18 protein-coding genes are annotated in these 19,530 nt (G+C 69.0%); 14 read left to right on the top strand and 4 right to left on the bottom strand.

Features of this window, described 5'->3' with window-relative positions; translation table 11 throughout:
* Positions 1 to 13 precede the first annotated feature (13 nt).
* The 3 genes from HLH28_RS06790 (at position 14) to HLH28_RS06780 (ending at position 2,831) form a co-directional block, all read left to right on the top strand.
* Positions 14 to 877, top strand: a complete 864-nt coding sequence (locus HLH28_RS06790) for a cell envelope integrity EipB family protein (RefSeq protein WP_246395736.1) — start codon at positions 14 to 16, stop codon at positions 875 to 877.
* 41 nt (positions 878 to 918) lie between these two features.
* Complete coding sequence (locus tag HLH28_RS06785) at positions 919 to 2,322, top strand: amino acid permease (protein WP_246395735.1); 1,404 nt, start codon at positions 919 to 921, stop codon at positions 2,320 to 2,322.
* Positions 2,323 to 2,471: 149 nt separating this feature from the next.
* Positions 2,472 to 2,831: a YXWGXW repeat-containing protein gene (locus tag HLH28_RS06780; protein WP_182956508.1), complete on the top strand. Its 360-nt coding sequence runs from the start codon at positions 2,472 to 2,474 to the stop codon at positions 2,829 to 2,831.
* Between the two features lie 52 nt (positions 2,832 to 2,883).
* Here the strand turns inward: HLH28_RS06780 and HLH28_RS06775 are convergent, their stop codons facing one another.
* Positions 2,884 to 3,660 carry an exodeoxyribonuclease III gene (locus HLH28_RS06775; RefSeq protein ID WP_182956503.1) on the bottom strand — a complete coding sequence of 259 codons (777 nt, stop codon included), beginning with the start codon at positions 3,658 to 3,660 and terminating at the stop codon, positions 2,884 to 2,886.
* Positions 3,660 to 4,016: a HesB/IscA family protein gene (locus HLH28_RS06770; protein WP_246395734.1), complete on the bottom strand. Its 357-nt coding sequence runs from the start codon at positions 4,014 to 4,016 to the stop codon at positions 3,660 to 3,662. The genes HLH28_RS06775 and HLH28_RS06770 overlap by 1 nt, the downstream gene beginning before the upstream one ends.
* 129 nt (positions 4,017 to 4,145) lie before the next feature.
* On the opposite strand from HLH28_RS06770, the gene HLH28_RS06765 reads away from it, so the two are divergent.
* From HLH28_RS06765 to serS, 8 genes are all read left to right on the top strand, one after another.
* On the top strand, positions 4,146 to 5,303 hold the full coding sequence (locus HLH28_RS06765; RefSeq protein WP_182956496.1) for a deoxyguanosinetriphosphate triphosphohydrolase: 1,158 nt from the start codon (positions 4,146 to 4,148) through the stop codon (positions 5,301 to 5,303).
* Positions 5,304 to 5,364: 61 nt separating this feature from the next.
* Positions 5,365 to 7,158 carry an arginine--tRNA ligase gene (gene argS / locus HLH28_RS06760; RefSeq protein WP_182956491.1) on the top strand — a complete coding sequence of 598 codons (1,794 nt, stop codon included), beginning with the start codon at positions 5,365 to 5,367 and terminating at the stop codon, positions 7,156 to 7,158.
* The gene (locus HLH28_RS06755; protein WP_182956487.1) at positions 7,155 to 8,039 is read left to right on the top strand and encodes an SPOR domain-containing protein; all 885 of its coding nucleotides are present in this window, start codon (positions 7,155 to 7,157) and stop codon (positions 8,037 to 8,039) included. The genes argS and HLH28_RS06755 overlap by 4 nt, the downstream gene beginning before the upstream one ends.
* A 103-nt stretch (positions 8,040 to 8,142) precedes the next feature.
* Entirely contained in the window at positions 8,143 to 8,943 is an 801-nt protein-coding gene (locus HLH28_RS06750; RefSeq protein ID WP_182956890.1) for a segregation and condensation protein A, read from the top strand.
* The gene (scpB, locus tag HLH28_RS06745; protein ID WP_246395733.1) at positions 8,940 to 9,638 is read left to right on the top strand and encodes an SMC-Scp complex subunit ScpB; all 699 of its coding nucleotides are present in this window, start codon (positions 8,940 to 8,942) and stop codon (positions 9,636 to 9,638) included. Before HLH28_RS06750 ends, scpB begins: the two co-directional genes overlap by 4 nt.
* A 91-nt stretch (positions 9,639 to 9,729) precedes the next feature.
* The gene (gene tatB, locus HLH28_RS06740; protein ID WP_182956484.1) at positions 9,730 to 10,320 is read left to right on the top strand and encodes a Sec-independent protein translocase protein TatB; all 591 of its coding nucleotides are present in this window, start codon (positions 9,730 to 9,732) and stop codon (positions 10,318 to 10,320) included.
* Between the two features lie 12 nt (positions 10,321 to 10,332).
* Positions 10,333 to 11,151 (top strand): twin-arginine translocase subunit TatC, encoded by an 819-nt coding sequence (tatC, locus tag HLH28_RS06735; protein WP_182956480.1) that lies wholly within the window; start codon positions 10,333 to 10,335, stop codon positions 11,149 to 11,151.
* A complete protein-coding gene (gene serS / locus HLH28_RS06730) occupies positions 11,151 to 12,425 on the top strand; it encodes a serine--tRNA ligase (RefSeq protein WP_182956477.1) in 1,275 nt (424 codons plus the stop codon). The genes tatC and serS overlap by 1 nt, the downstream gene beginning before the upstream one ends.
* A 4-nt stretch (positions 12,426 to 12,429) precedes the next feature.
* Here serS and HLH28_RS06725 read toward each other — a convergent pair whose 3' ends face one another.
* Positions 12,430 to 14,781, bottom strand: coding sequence for a helicase-related protein (locus HLH28_RS06725; protein ID WP_182956474.1), 2,352 nt, complete (start codon positions 14,779 to 14,781; stop codon positions 12,430 to 12,432).
* Positions 14,782 to 15,022: 241 nt separating this feature from the next.
* On the opposite strand from HLH28_RS06725, the gene HLH28_RS06720 reads away from it, so the two are divergent.
* On the top strand, positions 15,023 to 15,901 hold the full coding sequence (locus tag HLH28_RS06720) for a ferredoxin--NADP reductase (protein WP_182956471.1): 879 nt from the start codon (positions 15,023 to 15,025) through the stop codon (positions 15,899 to 15,901).
* 26 nt (positions 15,902 to 15,927) lie between these two features.
* A complete protein-coding gene (gene gorA, locus HLH28_RS06715) occupies positions 15,928 to 17,328 on the top strand; it encodes a glutathione-disulfide reductase (RefSeq protein WP_182956468.1) in 1,401 nt (466 codons plus the stop codon).
* A gap of 69 nt (positions 17,329 to 17,397) precedes the next feature.
* Here the strand turns inward: gorA and HLH28_RS06710 are convergent, their stop codons facing one another.
* A complete protein-coding gene (locus tag HLH28_RS06710) occupies positions 17,398 to 17,775 on the bottom strand; it encodes a hypothetical protein (protein ID WP_182956887.1) in 378 nt (125 codons plus the stop codon).
* Between the two features lie 327 nt (positions 17,776 to 18,102).
* Between HLH28_RS06710 and HLH28_RS06705 the strand changes: the two genes are divergently transcribed.
* Positions 18,103 to 19,518 (top strand): class II 3-deoxy-7-phosphoheptulonate synthase, encoded by a 1,416-nt coding sequence (locus HLH28_RS06705; RefSeq protein ID WP_182956464.1) that lies wholly within the window; start codon positions 18,103 to 18,105, stop codon positions 19,516 to 19,518.
* Positions 19,519 to 19,530 lie beyond the last annotated feature (12 nt).

Raw genomic sequence — 19,530 nt, 5'->3', positions numbered from 1 at the left:
GCGAACCGCCCCGATGCGTTCTGCTGACGCGATGAAATGGTGGTCCATTCCCTTCGGGATCCCGGCGCGGGTCTGCATGGCCGTCGCGGCGGGGCCATGTCTTGCGGCCGGCCTGCTGTCCGGGGGGGCGGCCGCCCATGCGGCGATGCCGCCCGTGGTGCTGGCCGGCCATCACGCGATCTATGACCTGACCCTGGAATCGGTCGGCGGCGGCGATACGGTCGCGGCCAGCGGCACGATGAGTTTTGCCGTGACCGATGCCTGCACCGCCTGGTCGACGCAGCAGAAACTGCGCCTGCAGACGGTCTCGCGTTCCGGGGGGACAACGGACCTGGTGTCCGACTACGCCACGCTGGAAGCCAAGGATGGGCATCATCTGGTCTTCCGCACCGTCCAGACCTCGAACGGCGCGCCGGTCACCCAGGTCGGGGGCGAGGCCACGATGGCGGCCTCGGGCGGTGAAATCCGCTATAGCCAGCCGGCCGGGCGCGTCATGCCGCTGCCGGCCGGGACACTGTTCCCGATGGCGCATACCGCGGCGATCGTCCGCGCCGCAGAGGCCGGCGAGACATCGATCGCGCCACTGCTGTTCGACGGCACCGGGGCCGACGGTCCGCAATATACCTATGTCATGATGATGGGCTGGACGGCACCCCCGTCCGACAGCCCCTTCGCCGCCCTGTCCCGCCTGTCGTCGGGACGGGTGCATGTGGCGTTCTATACGCCGTCGTCGCACGACATGCGCCCCGATTACGCGATCGGTATGCGCTATTTCGCGAACGGTGTTTCGGACCGGCTTGACATGGATTTCGGAGATTTCCGCATGCGAGGAACATTGCGCAGCTTCACCCCCGCCCCGGAGACCCACCGGTGCTGAACGGAGGGTCCGCGCAGGGGGTGGCTTTGGCCCAGGGGGATATGGCCCGGGACGATATGGTGCCGGGTGACGGCGCATCGGATGACGGGGCCGCGACGGGCGCCGGCCTGGCTCATTCGCTGCGCAGCCGCCATGTCTCGATGATCGCGATCGGCGGCATGATCGGCGCGGGCCTGTTCGTGAATACGTCGGTGATGATCCAGGGGGCAGGGCCGCTGGTGCTGCTGTCCTATGTCCTGGCCGGGCTGATCGTCTTCATGGTCATGCGTATGCTAGGCGAAATGGCGATCGACCGTCCGGAAGCGGGGTCGTTCGTGGGCCACGTCCGGCGCGGGCTGGGGGCACGGGCGGCCTTCGTCACCGGCTGGTCGTACTGGCTGTTCTGGGTGGTGGTGGCCTCGGTCGAGGCGAAGGCGGCCGCGCTGATCGTCGCGCCGATGCTGAATTGCCCGCAATTGCCGGTCGCACTTGCGCTGATCGGGGCGATGATGGGCGTCAACATGTTCTCGGTCCGGGGATATGGCGAGTTCGAATTCTGGTTCTCGCTGATGAAGATCACGGCGATCGGGCTGTTTTCCATCATCGCCGGCCTGGCGCTGTTCGGCATGCTCGGCCCGTCCTTCGGCGGCACGGTCGCCCATCTGTGGGACCAGGGCGGTTTCATGCCGCACGGTTTCAGCGCGTCGCTGTCGCTGCTGCCGGCGATCCTGTTCACCTTCGCGGGGGCCGAGATCGCGACCGTCGCGGCGGCGGAAACCGACAATCCGGGACGGAACATCGTCCAGGCGATCCGCACCGTCGTGATCCGCGTCATGCTGTTCTACCTGTGTTCGCTGGGCGTCATCCTGTGCCTGGTGCCCTGGAACCAGATCCAGCCGGGACATTCCCCGTTCCTGGAAGTCCTGCACCGGATCGGCATCCCAGGGGCCGAGGGGGCGATGACGGTCGTGGTGCTGGTCGCCATCGCCTCGTGCCTGAATTCCACGCTTTACGTCACGTCGCGCATCCTGTTCGAGATGGCGGCCCATGGCGACGCCCCGCGCTGGCTGGTCCAGACCGGGCCCAGCGGCACGCCGCGCCGGGCGATTTCGATGGGGGCGGCGGTCGCGGCGCTGCTGACGGTCGTGGCCGCGACCTTCCCCGGCGAGGTCTTCGGCTTTCTGCTGAATGCGTCGGGCGCGGTGATCCTGTTCGATTACCTGATGGTGGTGTTCGCCCATATCAATCTGCGCCATCGGATGCACCGCGCGGGACAGAGCCCGGCCTTTCCCATGCTGCTGTTCCCCTACCTATCCTGGCTGACGGTCGGCGCCATCCTGCTGGTGATGGTCACGATGATGCTGACGCCCGACACCCGGATCCAGATCGAACTGGGGACTGTGACCCTGATGCTGATCCTGGCGCTGGGCATGGTGACGCAGCGTCGCCGGGACGGCGCAGGCTGACCTGTCCGGGGACGGCGCAGACTGACGGAATTGCGTTACACGCAGCCACATTTCGCCATTCCGCCGCCACGATGATCGGCGCACACTGTCATCGACGGTGCGGGACGGAGGTTCGCCCTGTCCCGCCCGCATGCAGGAGGCTTTCTATCATGACGAGGCAAAGTGTCCGCCGCGCCCTTCTGGCGCTGGGCATTGTCGCAGGCACCGGCCTGGCGGGGTACGACATGTCACCCGCCCAGGCCCAGCCCTATCCGGGCGGAAATTACCGCTATGGGCCGAGCCAGCCGGGCTGGGCGCCCCCACCGCCGCCGGCCGCGCGGTACGAGGTCGTGCCGCCCCCACGCGGGCCGGGCTGGGTCTGGCAGCGGGGCGTCTGGGACTGGGGTCGCGGCGGCTATGCCTGGGTGCCGGGGCGTTATGTTCGCTATGGCGGTCGTGGCGGCTGGGGTCCCGGCCGCTGGGAACGCCGCGGACCGCGCTGGGTCTGGATCCGTCCGGGCTGGCGCTGATCGCGCCCGAAACCTGGGCCGACGGTCGGGGATCTCGCGGCGTGAAAACGCCCTACGGGTCCTCGATCGTCACGATCAGGGGCACATGGTCCGACGGCTGGGCCCGCCCGCGTTCGTCGCGGTCCGGCTGGGCGGCCAGCAGCCGCTCGGCCACCCGCGGCGACAGCAGCGCGTGGTCAATCCGCAGCCCTGAATCGCGGGGCCATGCGCCGGCCTGATAATCCCAGAATGTGTAATGCCGCCCATGCGGATGCAGGGCGCGCATCGCGTCCGTCAGGCCCAGCCATACCAGGCGCCGGAATGCGGCGCGGGTTTCGGGGCGCAGCAGGGCGTCGGTCGGCGGCAGGGCCCCGGGCGCGCAATCCTCATCGGTCGGGCAGACATTATAATCCCCGGCCAGGATGAAATCGGTGCCGGCATCCAGCAGGGCGCGCGCATGCAGCGCCAGCGCCTCCATGAAGGCCAGCTTGGCGGCGTAGCCGACGCTGCCGCCCGAATTGCCGTTGGGCAGGTACAGGTTGCCGAACACCAGGCCGGCGGCCCTGACCTCGACATAGCGGGCCTGCGGGTCCTCGTCGTCCAGGAAGGGCAGGCCCCGCGTCGTGACCTCGAAGGGCAGGCGGCTCAGGATCGCGACGCCGTTATAGCTCTTCTGCCCGACGACGACGCTGTCATAGCCCGCTTCGCGAAACGCCTCGGCCGGAAAGGCCGCGCTTTCGCACTTGATTTCCTGCAGGCCGAGCAGATCGGGCTTTTCCCTCTCCAGCCAGTCCAGGACGTGCTGCTGGCGCTGGCGGATGGAATTGACGTTCCAGGAGGCGATTTTCATCAGTCGATGGAAAAACTGGTGCCGCAGCCGCAGGACGAGGTCGCATTGGGGTTGCGTACGGTGAAATGCGCCCCCATCAGCGAATCGGTGAAATGCAGTTCCGCCCCCGCCAGCAGGTCCAGGCTGGCCGGATCGACCAGAACGCGCGCGCGGCCCGCCGGAATCACCGTGTCGTCCGCGCGGGTGTCGGCATCCAGGGCGAAGCTGTACTGGAACCCGTTGCATCCGCCCGCCAGCACCGCCACGCGCAGGCCCTGCGCGCCGGGTCCGTGGGCGCCGGGCTGGGACGCGACGATATCCTCCAGCCGGCTGGCGGCCTGGGGCGAAACGCTGAAACCGGGGGGGGGCATGTCCATTCGGATCACCATCGTCGGTCCCGCCGGGACCAGGGCATGCTGGCCTTGCGGCGCGGGGCGGGTTATCGACGGGGGCGTGCCGGGCCCGTTCAATGCCGGCGCCGCCGCCCGTGCGGGATGGGGATATATATGAGCATCGCACCGTACGCTGTCCAGACCGGCACCGCTCGGGGTCGCCTGTACCCCGAGCCCGAGGCCCCGACCCGCACGCCCTGGCAGCGGGACCGCGACCGCGTCCTGCATTCGGCGGGCTTCCGGACCCTGCAATACAAGACGCAGGTCTTCGTCAATCACGAGGGCGATTTCTTCCGCACGCGCCTGACCCATTCGCTGGAGGTCGCCCAGATCGCCCGTTCGATCGCCCGTCGCCTGGGGGTGGACGAGGACCTGACCGAAACGCTGGCCCTGGCGCACGATCTGGGCCACACGCCCTTCGGCCATGCCGGCGAGGACGCGCTGGCGGCCGCGATGCGCGACTGGGGCGGGTTCGACCACAATACCCAGACCCTGCGCCAGGTGACCAAGCTGGAACGGCGGTATTTCGCGTTCGACGGCCTGAACCTGACGTGGGAGACCCTGGAAGGCCTGGTGAAGCATAACGGGCCGGTCGACCATCCGACGGGCTATGTCGCGGATTACGCGGACCGGCTGGGGCTGGACCTGGGGGAATATGCTCCGGTCGAGGCGCAGGTGGCGGCGATGTCCGACGACATCGCCTATCACGCCCATGATTTGGATGACGGGCTGCGGGCCGGATTGCTGCATCTGTCCGATCTGGTGGACCTGCCGGTCGTGGGCCAGGCCCTGGCCGAGGTCCGGGGCCTTGCCGGGGCCGCCGACCTGGATGTCGACGCCCGCCTGCGGCACGAGACGATCCGGCGGGTCATCAATGCGCTGGCGATGGACCTGACCAACCAGACACGGCGTAATCTGGACCGGCTGGCCCCGGCCTCGGCCGACGACGTGCGCCGCGCGGACGGGCCGGTTGTGGCGTACAGCCCGGCCATGGCCCGCGACAACGGGGCGATCCGAACCTTTCTCTATGCCCGGCTGTATCGCCACTGGCGTGTGAACCGGATGACGCGCAAGGCGCGGATGGCGGTCGAATCGATCTTCGCGATCCTGGCGCAGGACGTGTCCCTGCTGCCCGACGGATGGCGCCAGCAGGCCCAGGCCACCGACCCGACCGGTGCGCGCCGGATCGTGGCGGATTATATAGCCGGGATGACGGATCGATTCGCGATGGAGGAACATCGACGGTTGACGGATCTGTCCGTGCCGGGCTGAAACGCCCAATCATTCTTCGCTCCCGTTCCTTGTTCGTCGGCATTTTGGGAAACCGCATCGCATGTCAGACAGCCTCTTCGTCCGCTATCTCTCGCATGTGCAGGAGGCCGTGCGGCGCATCGTGCCCGACCTGCCGGACGAGGTCGCGGCCCGCGTGGAACTGACGCCCACCCGCGACGCGGCCCACGGCGACATGGCGACCAACGCGGCCCTGCTGGTGGCGAAGATCGCCCGTCGCCGTCCGGCCGAGATCGCGGCCGAACTGGCAGCGGCGCTGGTCGCGGTGCCCGGCATCGCAAGGGCCGAGCCCGCGGGGCCGGGCTTCGTCAACCTGACGCTGGACGCGGGAATCCTGCGGTCGGTCGTGTCGGACGTCCTGCGGGCGGGGGAATCGTACGGCGATGCCGCGATCGGGCAGGGTGTCCGGGTGAATGTCGAATATGTCTCGGCCAATCCGACGGGGCCGATGCATGTCGGCCATTGCCGTGGCGCGGTCGTGGGCGACGCGCTGGCCAACCTGCTGCTGAAGGCCGGGTACGACGTCACCAAGGAATATTACATCAACGACGCCGGCGCGCAGGTCTCGGCCCTCGCCTGGGCGGCCTACTGGCGCTACCTGCAGGCCATCGGCACCCCGATGGACGAGGAGGCGTTCGCTGCCCTGGTCCCCGGCGGCATCCAGTACGGCGGCGACTACCTGGTGCCGGTCGGCCAGGCGTTGGCCGAACTGCACGGCACCGGCCTTGCGGGCGCAGGGGCGGTGGCCGCCCCGGTCGATGTGTGGTTCGCCACCGTGAAATCCTTTACCGTCGCCGAGATGATGCGGATGATCCGCGAAGATCTCGAGGCGCTGGGCGTGCGTCACGACGTCTTCACCAGCGAGGCGCGGATCCTGGCCGACGGCCTGACCGACCGGGCGATCGGCCGCCTGGACGCGCTGGGGCTGCTATATGAAGGCGTTCTGGAACCGCCGAAGGGCAAGCTGCCCGAGGATTGGGAGGCCCGGCCCCAGACCCTGTTCCGTTCGACCGCCTTCGGCGACGACGTCGATCGTCCGCTGCGCAAGTCGGACGGATCGAACACCTATTTCGCCAACGACATCGGCTATCACGACGACAAGATCCGCCGCGGCGCGGACGTTCTGATCGATGTCTGGGGCGCCGATCACGGGGGGTATGTCACCCGGATGAAAGCGGCGGTGCGGGCGCTGGCGGGCGAGGCCGGCAAGCCCGACCTGGACGTTCTTCTGTGCCAGATCGTGCGGATCGTCCGGGATGGCCAGCCGGTGCGCATGTCCAAGCGCGCGGGCACCTTCGTCACCCTGCGCGACCTGATCGACGAGGTCGGGCGCGACGCCGTCCGCTTCACGATGCTGACGCGCAAGGCCGACGCCCAGATGGAATTCGACCTGGACCAGGTGGTGGCCCAGACGCGCGACAATCCGGTCTTCTACGTCCAGTATGCCCATGCGCGCTGCCGCTCGGTCCTGCGCGCGGCGCAGGAGATGCTGGGGACGGACGCGGTCACGCCGGTGGCGCTGGCCGAGGTGCCGCTGGACGGGCTGGAATCGGATGCCGAACTGGCGCTGCTGCGCCGCATGGCCCAGTGGCCGCGCACGATCGAAGGCGCGGCCCAGGCGAAGGAACCGCACCGGATCGCGTTCTATCTCGGCGAACTGGCGGGGGATTTCCATACGCTGTGGAATCGCGGCCGCGATGATGCGACATTGCGATTCCTGCAGGAAGACGATCCGCAGGCCACGCGGACGAAACTGGCGATGGTGGAAGCGACGGCGACGGTGATCCGCTCGGGTCTCTCCGTGCTGGGCGTGGAGCCGGTCGAGGAAATGCGATGACAGATTCGGATCCTTCGGATCGCGATCCTTATGCGGAACGTCTGAGCCGCGCGCGCGAACGCATGAGCGCCGATTACGACGACGAGCCGCCGGCCCGCACCCGTTCCCCGTCGCCCGGCTACAGGGCCACCGGGATCCTGCACGGATTTCTGGGATCCGACCCCGCGACGCGGCGTCTGGCCTATGGCGCGGCAGGGCTGGGCGGTCTGCTGGTGCTGGCCATTGGCGGCTGGGCCCTGATGGGGCATCAGCCGTCCGGCATACCCGTCCTGGGACCGCCCCCCGGGCCGGTGCGTGTCAGGCCGATCGATCCGGGCGGAATGCAGGTTCTCGGCGCGGATGCGCCGACGGGCGATGACGGGGCCGTTGCGCGCCTGGCCCCCGGGCCGGAACAGCCGCGTCCCGACGCGCTGGCCGAACAATATGGGGCTCCGCCGTCCAGCGACACGCCGCCTGCGGCGCCAGGTCCCGCGCCCACCGCGCAGCCCGCGCCTCCGTCGCCGGCGGCGTCCGCCCCGGCAGCGGCGCCGCAGGCACCGGTCGCCGCAACGCCATCCGCCCCCGTCGCGCCGGCGCAGCCGGCCACCCCGGCACCCACCCCGCCTGTCGCGGCCGCTCCGGCCGTGCCGGAGGGTGGGAAATACGGCGTTCAGCTGGCCGCCCTCGATTCGCAGGAGGCCGCGCAGAAGGAATGGGCGCGTCTGGTCCATCAATATCCGGACCTGTTCGCCAGCCGCACCCCGATCGTCGAGCGGACGGAACGCGGCGGCGCGGTCTTCTTCCGCCTGCGCACGCGCGGGTTCGCCAGCATCGCCCAGGCAACGTCGTTCTGCGAACATGTGCGCCTGAACGGCCTGGCCTGCACCCTGGCCGGATTCTGAGGCGACGGCGTTCGTGACGGAAGGGCAGGGAACGGCACAAGGGGCAGGCGGGACCGAGGTATCGGGCGAGGGGCCGGGCCTGCCGGAGGGCCTGACCTCGCCCATGCTGCATCTGGACGGATTCGACGGCCCGCTGGACCTGTTGCTGGACCTCGCCCGCGCGCAGAAAGTCGATCTTGCGCGGATTTCGATCCTGCGTCTGGTCGAACAATACCTGGCGATCGTCGAATCGGCCCGGCGCATCAGGCTGGAACTGGCGGCCGACTGGCTGGTGATGGCGGCGTGGCTGGCCTGGCTGAAGTCGCGGCTGCTGCTGCCGGCCGAGGAAAGCGAGGCGGTCGACGCCGAGGAAGCCGCCGGCCTGCTGCAGGCGCGGCTTCTGGAACTGGCGCGGATCGGGCAGGCGGCGGAATGGTTGGCGGCGCGGCCGCAACTGGGCCGTGACGTCTTCCCCCGTGGCGCGCGTGAGGATCTGACGGAAATCGACCGTTCGGGCCTGGCGCTGGACCTGCCGCAATTGATGGGCGCCTACATGGCGGCGATGCGGCGCACCGCGCGCAAGCGGGTCTACCAGCCACGGCGCCTGCTGTTCTGGACGGTCCAGGATGCGCTGTCGCGGCTGCAGCGTCTGCTGGGCGCGGATACCGTGCCGGGCTGGTGCGACCTGGATGTCTTCCTGCCGCAGGCGGGACCCGGCATCGATGCGGCCGACGAGGCGGAACGCGTGCGGCTGCGCCGGGCGGCGATGGCGGGGACGCTGATCGCGGGGCTGGAAATGGCGCGGAACGGTGCCATCGAACTGCGCCAGGACGAGCAGTTCGGCCGGATCATGCTGCGCCCCAGCGACGCGGCGACCGGTGTCGCCAACGACCGGGACATGGACAGGATGGACGCGGCGGAATGACGGACGATACCCCGAACGTGACCGATCTTTTCCCCGGGGACGAGTCCGCGGCGTCGTCGGCCATCGGCAGCGATGCGGTCCGGCTGGTCGAGGCGCTGATCTTCGCCAGTCCCGATCCGGTTTCCGAACGCGCCATCGCCGACCTGCTGGAGGCCCAGGGCGAGATCCCGGCGGATGTCGAGGACCTGGCCGCGCATGTGCGCGGGGTGATCGACGCGGTCGTGGCGCTGTATGCCGGACGGGGCGTCGCCCCGGTGCTGATCGCGGGCGGCTGGCAGTTCCGCACGGCGGCGGATCTGGCGCCGCGCCTGACCCGGGTCCTGCATCGTCCCCGGCGGCTGGCGCGCGCCACGATGGAAACCCTGGCCATCGTGGCCTATCACCAGCCCTGCACCCGCGCGGAAATCGAGGAAATTCGCGGCGTATCGCTCAGCCAGCAGGTGCTGGACACGCTTCTGGAGGCTGCCCTGATCGTCCCGCGGGGCCGCAAGGAGGTGCCGGGCCGGCCGATCCTGTGGGGGACGTCGCCCGATTTCCTGCGTCATTTCGGGCTGCGCGACCTGCGCGACCTGCCTCGGCGCGAGGAATTGCTGGTCGACGTGCCGGACAATTCGGCCCCGCGTGAACGCGCCGCCCCGGCGCCGATGGCGGACGGCGGCACGGACAGGGCGGTTTCCGACACGCCTTCGCCGTGATAGGTGTCCATCCCGTTTTCGTGTTACCCGACGCCGCCTGACGTCCGCCGTCGCGGGTATCGTCCGGCAGGGCAGGAGGCCCTGGGCCACCATGTTTGATTTCGCCTGGTCTGAAATGGCCCTGATCGGTGTCGTCGGCCTGCTGCTGATCGGACCCAAGGACATGCCGGTGGCGATCCGCACCGTCACCGGCCTGATCAAGAAGGGTCGGAAGCTGGCGGCGGAATTCCAGTCCCATGTGGACGAGATGGTGCGCGACGCCGACCTGACCCAGGCACGCGACCAGATGAACCGCATGCGCCGGTTCAACGTCCGCAACCAGATCATGAAGGCGATCGACGGCGATGGGACGATCCGGCGAACCCTCGACGAATCGCCGCTGGAATCCGCGGGCGAACCGCACCGGACCTCGATTCCCGACAGCACGCCGCTCAACAGCTCGCCCGCCTTCGACCCGGGTGGCCTGCACGAGTACGGCTATGCCACGCCGGTGGCTTCATACGCCGAAACCGCGTTTCCCCCGGTTGCCGACGATGTGCCGCCGCCCGCGCTGCTGCCGCCGTCGGTCGGGCGGCGCCTGGCGGGCGAGCGCGCGCGCCTGCGGCCGCCGGCCTTCCTGCCGCCGGTGCGGGTGATGCATGGCGCGCGACGCGTTTCGGCCACGCATCCGGCCGAAGGCTGAGGCCCGAACGCGATGGACCAACGCAAGCCCGGAGACACGGTTCTGAACGACGATCCGATCAACGACCAGCCGATGCCCCTGCTGGAACATCTGGTCGAGCTGCGCCGCCGCCTGCTGTGGTCGACGGTCACGTTCGCCCTGTGCTTCCTGCTGTGCTACCATTTTTCGGCGCGGATCTACCTGTTCCTGGCCCGTCCGCTGGGTGACCTGATGCGCCAGCAGGGCGAACAGCCGCATCTGATCTATACCGCGCTGTACGAGGCGTTCTTCACCTATATCAAGGTCGCGGTCTTCGGCGCGGCCTTCCTGTCCTTCCCGATGGTGGCGGTGCAGGCGTGGATGTTCGTCGCCCCCGGCCTGTATCGCAGCGAAAAGCGCGCCTTCCTGCCCTTCCTGGTCGCGACGCCGGTGATGTTCGTCCTGGGGGCGGCGCTGGCCTATTATTTCGTCTTCCCCTTCGCCTGGAAATTCTTCCTGTCGTTCCAGACCGCCGACGGGCAGGACGGCCTGCAGATCCAGCTTCAGGCCAAGGTGTCGGAATATCTGGCGCTGGTGATGAAGCTGATCATGGCGTTCGGCGTCGCGTTCGAACTGCCGGTCGTGCTGACCCTGCTGGCGAAGGTGGGGATCGTGACGTCGGCCTCGCTGAAGCGGGTGCGGCGCTATGCCTATGTCGGCGCGTTCGTCGCCGCCGCGATCCTGACGCCGCCGGACGTGATCACCCAGACCGGCCTGGCGGTGCCGCTGATCGGCCTGTACGAAATTTCCATTTTCTGCGCCCGCCTGGTCGAACCCCGGCGGCCGGACGATGATGAAGCGGAGCAAAACTGATGCACGACCTTCGCGCCCTGCGCGCCGATCCTGCCGCCTTCGACGCGGCGCTGGCCCGTCGGGGCGAGGAAGCGGTGGCCGATCGGGTGGTCCGCCTGGACGAGGAACGGCGCTTCGCCGTGACCGCGTTGCAGGAAAAGCAGGCCCGTCGCAAATCCCTGTCCCGCGAAATCGCCACCCTGCGCCGCGCCGGTGACGACACCAGCGAACTGGAGGCCGAGGGCGCGCGCCTGCGCGACGAGATGGAAGGGCTGGAAATCCAGTCCCGCGAGCTTGAGGCCGAAATCCGCGACATCCTGGTCGTGCTGCCGAACCGGCTGGACGCATCGGTGCCGGACGGCGCGGACGAGGCCGGCAATATGGTCGTGCACCAGGTCGGCCAGCGCCGGTATTTCGCCTTCGAACCCCGCGAGCATTATGCGCTGGGCGAGGCGCTGGGCCTGATGGATTTCGACACCGCGTCCAAGCTGTCGGGCGCGCGGTTCGTCGTGCTGCGCGGCGCGCTGGCGCGCATGGAACGCGCGCTGGGCCAGTTCATGCTGGACCTGCACACGCAGGAAAACGGCTACACCGAGACGGTGGTGCCGGTCCTGGTGAACGAGGCGGCGATGTTCGGCACCGACAAGCTGCCGAAGTTCGCCGACCAGTCCTTCCGGACCGAGGACGGGCGGTGGCTGATCCCCACGGCCGAGGTGCCGCTGACGGCCAGCGTGTCCGGCGACATCCTGCCGGCCGCCAGCCTGCCGCGGCGGCTGGTCGCGCTGTCCTCCTGCTTCCGCAGCGAGGCCGGGGCGGCCGGGCGCGACACGCGCGGCATGTTGCGCCAGCATCAGTTCCAGAAGGTGGAGATGGTGTCGATCACCACCGCCGAGGACAGCGACGCCGAGCACGAGCGGATGACGCGCTGCGCCGAAACGGTGCTGGAACGGCTGGACATCCCGTACCGCCGGATGCTGCTGTGCGCCGGCGACACTGGGTTCGGGGCGGCGAAGACCTTCGACCTCGAAGCCTGGCTGCCGGGCCAGCAGGCATGGCGCGAAATCTCCTCCTGCTCCACCACCCGCGATTTCCAGGCGCGGCGGATGAACGCGCGCGTCCGCCCGGCCGACGGCGGGGCGCCGGTGTTCGCCCATACGCTGAACGGGTCGGGCCTGGCCGTCGGCCGGACCCTGATCGCGGTGATGGAAAACTACCAGAACGCAGACGGCAGCATCACCATCCCGCAGGCCCTGCGCCCCTACATGGGCGGGCTGGACGTCGTTCGCGCCGCGTAGGGGCTCAGGATCGCGCGCGGGCGGCGCGGGGGTTTTCGCGGGCGCGGCTGCTCTGCTGGCGCAGGACGTCCTCGATCCAGTCGTTCAGCCGCGCGGTCGCGTCCTCGGCGTCCTCGCGCGCCAGATAGGTGTCGGGGAAGCGCAGGGACAGCCACCGCCAGGCCACCAGCCGCTTGTGGCGCTTCTCGGCGCGTTCCAGTTCCACGCGTTCCGCCCGGTCGGCCGGGGGCAGGCGGCCCGGCCCCGGCGGGACGACAGGCCGCCCGGCGGCATGGTCGGCCGCCCAATGGACCAGGCGCTGGATGCCGTTGTCGCGGTCGTCCACGGGACACATCGCATAAACCCAGCGCTGCGCAAGGCTCAGGCCCGTCACGCCTTCCAGCGCCGTCGCGATGGCGAAGGCCTGTTCCATGTTGGCCAGGCGATAGTTCGGGTCGTCGCGGCGCAGGACCGCGCGGCGGATACGGGCCAGGACGCCGAACAGGCTTTCGGACCCGATTTCGGCGGCGACCGCCTGGATGATGTCGGCGTCCGGCTGCACCTGCGGGCGCAGGTCGGTCAGCTCGGCCGGCGGTGCGGCCAGCATCGTGCGGACGAAGGACGAACTGCCCGCGCCGGCCAGCACGGCGACGATCCCCTGTTCATGCTTGCCGTAGCGTCCGGCGCGGCCTCCGATCTGCTTGACCTCCTGCGCGTTCAGGTCGCGCGTCTGCGTGCCGTCGAACTTGCGCAGGGCGGTGAAGATGACCCGGCGGATCGTCAGGTTCAGGCCCATGCCGATCGCGTCGGTCGCGATCAGGATATCGGCCGCGCCGCTGTTGAAGCGCTGAGCCTCGGCGCGTCGGACCTCGGGGCTCAACGCGCCATAGACCACGGCCACGCGGCGCCCGCGCGCCAGCAGGGCCGCGCGCAGGTCCAGCACCTCGCGCCGGGAAAAGGCGATCAGCGCATCGTGCGGGCGCAGGTCCTGCAGCCGCACCGGGTCGGGGGCGGTCACCAGCGGCCCCTTGCGTTCCAGATGGACCTCGTCCAGCGGGTCGCCGCACAGTTCGGCGATCCGGCGGACCATGGGAATGCAATCCGGCGCACCCAGCACGAACAGGTGCCGCGCCGGCGCGCCCATGATGGCGGCGGTCCAGGCCGCACCCCGGTCGGGGTCGGTCAGCATCTGGGCCTCGTCGATGACGGCGACGTCGACCGGGTTGTGCAGGGGGCACATCTCCACCGTCGCGGCCAGGTGCCGGCTGCCGGGGATGTCGATCCGTTCCTCGCCGGTGGCAAGCGATGTCGGGACGCCGCGCGCGGTCAGCGCCTCGCGGAATTCATGGGCCAGCAGGCGCAGCGGGGCCAGCGCCATGCCGCTCTCGGCGCGGGCCAGGGCGTCCAGCGCGGTATGGGACTTGCCGCTGTTGGTCGGACCGGTAACCAGGGTGATCCGCCGCTTCAGCGCCCGGGCGGTCTTGAAATGCGCGGCATAGCGATCCAGCGCGGCCACGCGGGCGATGACGGCATTGCCGACCTTGCGGGTGCCCGCGTCCGGGACCAGGGGCGCGCCCGGGGCCTGGCCGTCTCCCCGCCAGTGCGGCAGCTGCGTCCGCAGCGCGATCAGTTCGCGCGGGTCGAATTCCCAGCGTTCGGTGCCGTTCTTCTGCGGCACGCGCCGGGCGACCGGCAGGCGGTTTTCCGCGATCCAGCGCAGCGCCTCGTTCTGCGAGCAATGCAGCAGGCGCGGCACCTCGGCGAAGGGGACCAGGCTTGCTTCCCATTCGCGCAGGCGGCGGACTTCCTCGCGACGGCGGGTGCGGGCCGCCTGCTCGATGCTGTCCTGTTCCTGCTTGCGGACATCGGCCGTCCGCCGGACGGATTCGACGAATCCTCCCTCCGGCGCCAGGTCGAAGGCGACGGCGATGGCACGGGACAGGTCCTCGGTCCCGGCGGGGGACAGGACGCGGCCGGTGCCGTCGAACAGGTCGGCGCGGATCGTCTCCAGCACCGCGTCGGGGGTCGCGGCAGTGGCGCGCAGGCGGGCATGGATGACCGGGGCCAGGGCGCGCAGCAGGCGGTCGTCGTCGGGCTGGGGGTCGTCGACGGTGGCGGCCGCGGCCTCGGTATCCGCACGGGTAACCCAGACCTGGCCCTTGCGGCGCGTCAGGTCCATAAGGCGCGATCCCCACGGCTTGCGCCGGATGGCGCACAAGGCCGCGCGGAACGTCGCCTCGTCCACATGGTCCTGTCCCGGCGACAGGGCGCGGGCGACCGTGCGCTCCAGCTTCGGCAGTTCGCGGGTCTCGACGGTCAGGCCGGTCGCCGCGATGGCGGCGTCGACGGCAGTACGGGCGGGTGAATCGGATGTCATATGTGGTATGTGCGCCATCCTGCGCGCGGGAACAATCATCGCGTGCGCGCGCCGCCGGCGGCCAGGCCGGCGGGCACGGGCGACGATATGACCTGTCCCGCGCTCAACCCCCGGATGACGGATTTGTGCTGGCATCGGCGGCTTGGGGCGCTTAAACATCTCTCCCTCTTGCACGAACGGGGCGTCCGCCACGGGTCGTGGCCTTCTGTGAATCCCTGACCTGCCGGGAGAATGCGACGTCATGTCCGATACGTTGACCATGCCAGCCACCGAGACCGTCCCCAGCGGTCTGGAGCCCGTCGCGGGCGAGGCCGGCGTGTATCATCTTGCCGCGCCGACCAAGACCTACGGCCATCTGAACGCCGAAACGGTGCTGACCGTCCATCACTGGACGGACCGGCTGTTCACGTTCACGACCACCCGCGACGCCGGCCTGCGGTTCGAGAACGGCCAGTTCGCGATGATCGGCATCGAGGTCGAGGGCAAGCCCCTGCTGCGCGCCTACAGCATTGCCAGCGCCAATTACGAGGACCAGATGGAATTCCTGTCCATCGCGGTTCCCGACGGCCCGCTGACGTCGCGCCTGCGCCACGTCAAGCCCGGCGACAAGGTCCTGATCGGGCGCAAGCCGACCGGCACGCTGCTGCTGGACAATCTGCGCCCGGGCCGGAACCTGTATTTCCTGTCCACCGGCACCGGCCTCGCCCCGTTCATGAGCCTGATCAAGGACCCGGCGGTGTACGAGCGTTTCGACCGCGTGATCCTGAGCCATACGGTGCGCATTTCCGGCGAACTGGCGTATGCCAACCATATCCGCCACGAACTGCCGCAGCACGAATTCCTGGGCGAGGACGTGTCGGGCAAGCTGTTGTACTACCCCGCCGTGACGCGCGAGCCGTTCGCCGTCACCGACCGGATCACCAAGCTGATCGAATCCGGCAAGATCTTCGCCGACCTGGAGATCCCGGAACTGGATCCGGAGCATGACCGCGTCATGATCTGCGGCTCGCCCGAGATGCTGGCGGATACCGAGGCGATGCTGGTTGCCCGTGGCTTCGACGAGGGCAACAATTCCAACCCCGGCGCCTATGTCGTCGAAAAGGCGTTCGCCGAACGCTGATAGCCCGTGCGGATGGGGATGGCCTGATGGCGTATGATTTCGACCTGTTCGTAATCGGGGCGGGTTCCGGTGGCGTGCGCTGCGCGCGGATCGCCGCCGGGCACGGCGCGCGGGTGGCGGTTGCCGAAAGCCGGCACTGGGGCGGAACCTGCGTCAACCTGGGCTGCGTCCCCAAGAAGCTGATGGTCCAGGCCAGCGAGTACGGCGATCTGGCCGAGGACAGCCACGGGTTCGGTTGGGATACGGCGCGGGGTCATCACGACTGGGCGGCCCTGATCGCCGCCAAGGATCGCGAGATCGCACGGCTGAACGGCATCTATGTCTCGATGCTGGAAAAGACGGACGTGACCCTGTTCACCGGCGCCGCACGGTTCGAGGATCCGCACACCCTGCTGATCGGGCCGGGGCCGCTGGATCCCGAGGCCCCGGTCCGCCGCGTGACGGCCGAACGGATCGTGATCGCCACCGGTTCGACCCCCGACCTGCCGGAGATCGAGGGAATCGGATATGCGATTTCCTCGGACCAGGCATTTCACCTCGAAACCCGGCCGCAGCATGTGTGCATCGTGGGTGGCGGCTATATCGGCATCGAATTCGCGGGCATCTTCCAGGGGCTGGGGTCATCGGTCGACCTGGTATACCGACAGGACCTGCCGCTGCGCGGTTTCGACCAGGACATGCGCGCCGGCATCCGCGACGCCATCGACGCCCGGGGTATCCGCCAGCATGCCGGACGCTCCCCGACGGCGGTCGCTCCCCGGTCCGGGGGTGGCTATGTGGTCCATCTGGACGATGGCGGGCGGATCGCGGCCGATTGCGTGTTCTTCGCCACCGGTCGCCGGCCCAAGATCGACGGGCTGGGTCTGGAACATACCGGCGTCCGCACCACCGGCGGCGGGCGGATCGTCGTCGATGCGACGGGCGAGACCGATGCGCCTGGGATCTACGCCATCGGTGACGTTACCAACCGCGACAACCTGACCCCCGTGGCGATCGCCGAGGGGCACAGCCTGGCCGACCGCCTGTTCGGCAAGGGCCATCCCCGCGACTGGTCGCTGGGGACGACGCCCAAGGCCGTGTTCTTCTCTCCGCCTCTTGCCACCGTGGGACTGACGGAGGAAGAGGCCGCCCGCGACGGCGCGGTGGACATCTATCTCGCGCGATTTACGCCAATGCGTCACACGCTCAGCGGCCGGGCACGGCGCACGATCATGAAGCTGGTGGTCGACCAGCACAGCCAGAAGGTCGTGGGCGCGCACATGATCGGCGACGACGCGCCGGAAATGATGCAGGGCCTGGCCATCGCGGTGACAGCCGGCCTGTCCAAGCACGATTTCGACCGGACCGTGGGCATTCACCCGACCTCGGCCGAGGAATTCGTCACGATGCGCACCCGCACCCGCGTTACCGAACGGCAGACCGACTGAAACCCGCGCGATTGAAAACCGTGTGACCGGGCGGCATCGCCCGGCCGCATCCGGCTCGGCGTCGGGACGTCAGCGCGGCGTGACCCAGCCGTTGCCGGTGGAATCGCCAAGCTGGCCCTGGCCGTAGGGGCCGCTGCCCTGGTACGCGCTGCCGAAGCGCGACAGGTCGCTGCCGGTGACGGCGTCGCGATGCACGTTGGCTTCATGGTCGGGGTCGGGGCCATGATTCAGTTCCATCGACGGCGCGTCCTGGTAGCCGGGCGGCAGGTTCCGGCGGCCCTTGACCGTCATCTGGTCGCCGCTGCGGGCCTCGACCCCTTCTTCGGGACCGGACGAAGGCGCCTGGGCGGTCGTGGTCGAATTGTCTCCCGGCGCCGCCATGGCGGTGCCGCCGACCAGGCAGAGGCCGGCGGCCGCTATCACCAGGCCCGTGCGAAGCATGGCCATCATGCGTAATCCTTCTGTTCGCTTTGCATCCAGCATGTCATGCGCGGCGTCCTGCGTTAAGGCGTCCTGACGCAAATCGTCCATGCACCTTGTGGAAGATATGTCGGCGATCCCATGAAAATGCGAGGCGCGAAACGCACTTTCGGGCCGGCGGGCGCGGGCAGGGGCCGTTCACGCACGATCCCTTTGCGTCGGGTAGGGTTTTTCGACATAAAGGCGGCCCCCTGTATGAAGGTCCGGCCGGCGGGGTGCGGACCAGGGGACAATGGCGGCTGACGGCGGGCAGGACGCCGCAGCCGGACAGCCAGAGGAAATTAGGATCCGACCATGAGTGCGACGCACACACACGACAGCTCTTCCCGGCAGGCCTGGACGCCGGAGAGCTGGCGGTCGTTTCCCATCCGACAGGTGCCGGATTATCCCGACGCGGCGGCGTTGCGCGCGGTCGAGGAACGGCTGCGCCGCTATCCGCCCCTGGTCTTCGCGGGCGAGGCCCGGCGGCTGAAGGCCAACCTGGCGCTGGCGGCCCAGGGCCGCGCGTTCGTCCTGCAGGGCGGGGCGTGCGCCGAAAGCTTCGGCGAATTCACGGCCGACATCGTCCGCGACACGTTCCGCGTGCTGCTGCAGATGGCGGTGGTGCTGACGTTCGGCGCGAAGGTTCCGGTCGTGAAGATCGGCCGCATGGCAGGCCAGTACGCCAAGCCCCGCTCGTCGGACACCGAGACCGTCGGCGGCGTCACGCTGCCGTCCTATCGGGGCGACATCGTCAACGGCCCGGACTTCACCGTCGCGGCACGGATCCCCGACCCGCTGCGCATGGAAACCGGCTATTTCCAGTCGGCGGGGGTGATGAACCTGCTGCGCGCCTTTGCCGGCGGCGGCTATGCCAACCTGCATCAGGTCCATCGCTGGAACCTGGGCTTTGTCGAGCGTTCGCCGCTGGCCAAGCGCTACGGCGTCCTGGCCGAGCGGATCGACGAGACCTTGGCCTTCATGGCCGCGTGCGGCGTGACGGGCGCCACGACGCGCCAGATGGACGAAACCGAATTCTACACCTCGCACGAGGCGCTGCTGCTGCCGTACGAGCAGGCGCTGACCCGGATCGATTCGACGTCGGGCGAATGGTACGACTGCTCGGCCCATTTCGTCTGGATCGGCGATCGCACCCGCCAGCCGGACGGGGCGCATGTCGAATTCCTGCGTGGCGTGCGCAACCCGATCGGCATCAAGGTCGGCCCGACAACCACGATCGCGGATCTGGAACGCCTGCTGGACATCCTCAATCCGCAGGACGAGGCCGGCCGGATCTCGCTGATCTCGCGCATGGGGGCCGAGGGCGTGCAGAAGCACCTGCCACCGCTGCTGCGCCAGGTGATGGCTTCGGGGCGCACGGTCACGTGGTTGTGCGATCCCATGCACGGCAACACGATTTCGACCGTCAACAAGATCAAGACCCGGTCGTTCGAGGCCATTCTGTCCGAGATTCGCGGGTTTTTCGACGTGTTCGAGGCCGAAGGCGCGTTCCCCGGCGGCGTGCATGTCGAGATGACCGGACAGAACGTCACCGAGTGCGTGGGGGGTGCGCACCGCTTGACGGAAGCCGATCTTGGTGAACGCTATGAAACGTTCTGCGATCCCCGCCTGAATGCGGAGCAGTCGCTGGAGATGGCATTCCTGCTGGCCGAGGAACTGACGGCGCGCCTGCGTGGCACACCGGCGACGGAGGGCATGGAGGCCGCATAAGAAAAATCCCAC

Source organism: Gluconacetobacter tumulisoli (genome assembly GCF_014174155.1).
Taxonomy (GTDB): Bacteria; Pseudomonadota; Alphaproteobacteria; order Acetobacterales; family Acetobacteraceae; genus Gluconacetobacter; species Gluconacetobacter tumulisoli.
The sequence above is the reverse complement of the archived record's forward strand: the minus strand, read 5'-3'. Positions and strand labels throughout refer to the sequence as shown.

What these genes read in the sequence shown, in the direction of transcription:
- HLH28_RS06765 (WP_182956496.1), top strand. Translation starts at nt 4,146, where the DNA reads ATGAGCATCGCACCGTACGCTGTCCAGACCGGCACCGCTCGGGGTCGC.
- HLH28_RS06710 (WP_182956887.1), bottom strand. Translation starts at nt 17,775, where the DNA reads ATGGCCATGCTTCGCACGGGCCTGGTGATAGCGGCCGCCGGCCTCTGC.
- HLH28_RS06720 (WP_182956471.1), top strand. Translation starts at nt 15,023, where the DNA reads ATGTCCGATACGTTGACCATGCCAGCCACCGAGACCGTCCCCAGCGGT.
- HLH28_RS06705 (WP_182956464.1), top strand. Translation starts at nt 18,103, where the DNA reads ATGAGTGCGACGCACACACACGACAGCTCTTCCCGGCAGGCCTGGACG.
- HLH28_RS06755 (WP_182956487.1), top strand. Translation starts at nt 7,155, where the DNA reads ATGACAGATTCGGATCCTTCGGATCGCGATCCTTATGCGGAACGTCTG.
- gorA (WP_182956468.1), top strand. Translation starts at nt 15,928, where the DNA reads ATGGCGTATGATTTCGACCTGTTCGTAATCGGGGCGGGTTCCGGTGGC.
- HLH28_RS06725 (WP_182956474.1), bottom strand. Translation starts at nt 14,781, where the DNA reads ATGACATCCGATTCACCCGCCCGTACTGCCGTCGACGCCGCCATCGCG.
- tatC (WP_182956480.1), top strand. Translation starts at nt 10,333, where the DNA reads ATGGACCAACGCAAGCCCGGAGACACGGTTCTGAACGACGATCCGATC.
- HLH28_RS06785 (WP_246395735.1), top strand. Translation starts at nt 919, where the DNA reads ATGGCCCGGGACGATATGGTGCCGGGTGACGGCGCATCGGATGACGGG.
- scpB (WP_246395733.1), top strand. Translation starts at nt 8,940, where the DNA reads ATGACGGACGATACCCCGAACGTGACCGATCTTTTCCCCGGGGACGAG.
- HLH28_RS06790 (WP_246395736.1), top strand. Translation starts at nt 14, where the DNA reads ATGCGTTCTGCTGACGCGATGAAATGGTGGTCCATTCCCTTCGGGATC.
- serS (WP_182956477.1), top strand. Translation starts at nt 11,151, where the DNA reads ATGCACGACCTTCGCGCCCTGCGCGCCGATCCTGCCGCCTTCGACGCG.
- HLH28_RS06770 (WP_246395734.1), bottom strand. Translation starts at nt 4,016, where the DNA reads ATGGACATGCCCCCCCCCGGTTTCAGCGTTTCGCCCCAGGCCGCCAGC.
- argS (WP_182956491.1), top strand. Translation starts at nt 5,365, where the DNA reads ATGTCAGACAGCCTCTTCGTCCGCTATCTCTCGCATGTGCAGGAGGCC.
- HLH28_RS06780 (WP_182956508.1), top strand. Translation starts at nt 2,472, where the DNA reads ATGACGAGGCAAAGTGTCCGCCGCGCCCTTCTGGCGCTGGGCATTGTC.
- HLH28_RS06750 (WP_182956890.1), top strand. Translation starts at nt 8,143, where the DNA reads ATGCTGCATCTGGACGGATTCGACGGCCCGCTGGACCTGTTGCTGGAC.
- tatB (WP_182956484.1), top strand. Translation starts at nt 9,730, where the DNA reads ATGTTTGATTTCGCCTGGTCTGAAATGGCCCTGATCGGTGTCGTCGGC.
- HLH28_RS06775 (WP_182956503.1), bottom strand. Translation starts at nt 3,660, where the DNA reads ATGAAAATCGCCTCCTGGAACGTCAATTCCATCCGCCAGCGCCAGCAG.